1 protein-coding gene is annotated in these 1020 nt (G+C 40.1%); it reads left to right on the top strand.

What is annotated here, in order from left to right; translation table 11 throughout:
* Positions 1-45 precede the first annotated feature (45 nt).
* A complete protein-coding gene (locus LQ952_RS15825) occupies positions 46-957 on the top strand; it encodes an HNH endonuclease (RefSeq protein WP_238623575.1) in 912 nt (303 codons plus the stop codon).
* The last annotated feature ends 63 nt before the right edge of the window (positions 958-1020 follow it).

Genomic DNA, 1020 nt, shown 5'->3' with positions numbered 1-1020 from the left:
GGCTGAAGCTTCACGTTATGCGTTGAAAGGCTTGAGGCATAGCTGATGGCAAATATCGATAGAAATAGCGTTATTGATGCCAGAAATTATATTAGCAAACTATTTGCCATTCATACAAAAGGGGATGAACTAGCGTTTTTCTTGGCAAGCCAAATAATGGTTGCTCATGAAGCAAACCCGAACAACTGGAATTTAAATTTTAATTTAAACGGAAAATTCATTAGGTTCAACGTAGGCCAAGAATATTGCATTCAAATATACGAACATGAAATATTAGTATTATGCCTTAAAGACGAGCTGCCAAAAGATTGCAAGCAGTCACATACGGATTTTTTCTTCAGGGGTTACACTAAAGGTTCCAACGCAATAAATACAGCTAACTTTAATGAGGCGCCTCAATGTCTAGCAAAAGTTCCAAACTCAATCGGGCTGGTGTTCAATAAAAATATCGTCGATTGGATTTCGGCCATATCAGAAAGCAACACAGGCTTCATAAAGTATGCAATAAATCATACTCACATCCTTCCTCAAATGATCGGTGCGCACTCAGTTGGCGCAGTGAAGTACTTATCGGAAGTAACTGGTATTTTTCTCCAAAATCCATCATTTGCATTCAAGTCAATAACAGAGAACGAAAATAGAACAATCAAACGGTTAAAGAATGTTTCGGATACCAAGCTGAATGAACTAGCAAAAAATCACAATTCACAGCCAAGAAAAACAGGAACGAGCATATCCATATATATTCGCAGCCCGTATGTCATTGAGCAAGCAAAACGCATTGCCAATGGTTTATGTCAAGATTGCGGAAATACTGCTCCATTTCTCACAAAAGGTACAAACGAACCATTTTTAGAGGTTCATCATGTAGTGCCTTTATCACAGGGCGGTGAAGACACCATCGAAAATGTAGTGGCTTTATGTCCCAATTGTCACAGGAAAAGGCACTATGGGTAAATCGCATAATCGGATTGCCGGGGGTTTTTCTCCCCCGGCCTCCACAACACCCCGCATGCGGGT

The sequence above is a fragment of the Ectothiorhodospira lacustris genome, from assembly GCF_022227785.1.
GTDB classification, from domain to species: Bacteria; Pseudomonadota; Gammaproteobacteria; order Ectothiorhodospirales; family Ectothiorhodospiraceae; genus Ectothiorhodospira; species Ectothiorhodospira lacustris.
The sequence above is the reverse complement of the archived record's forward strand: the minus strand, read 5'-3'. Positions and strand labels throughout refer to the sequence as shown.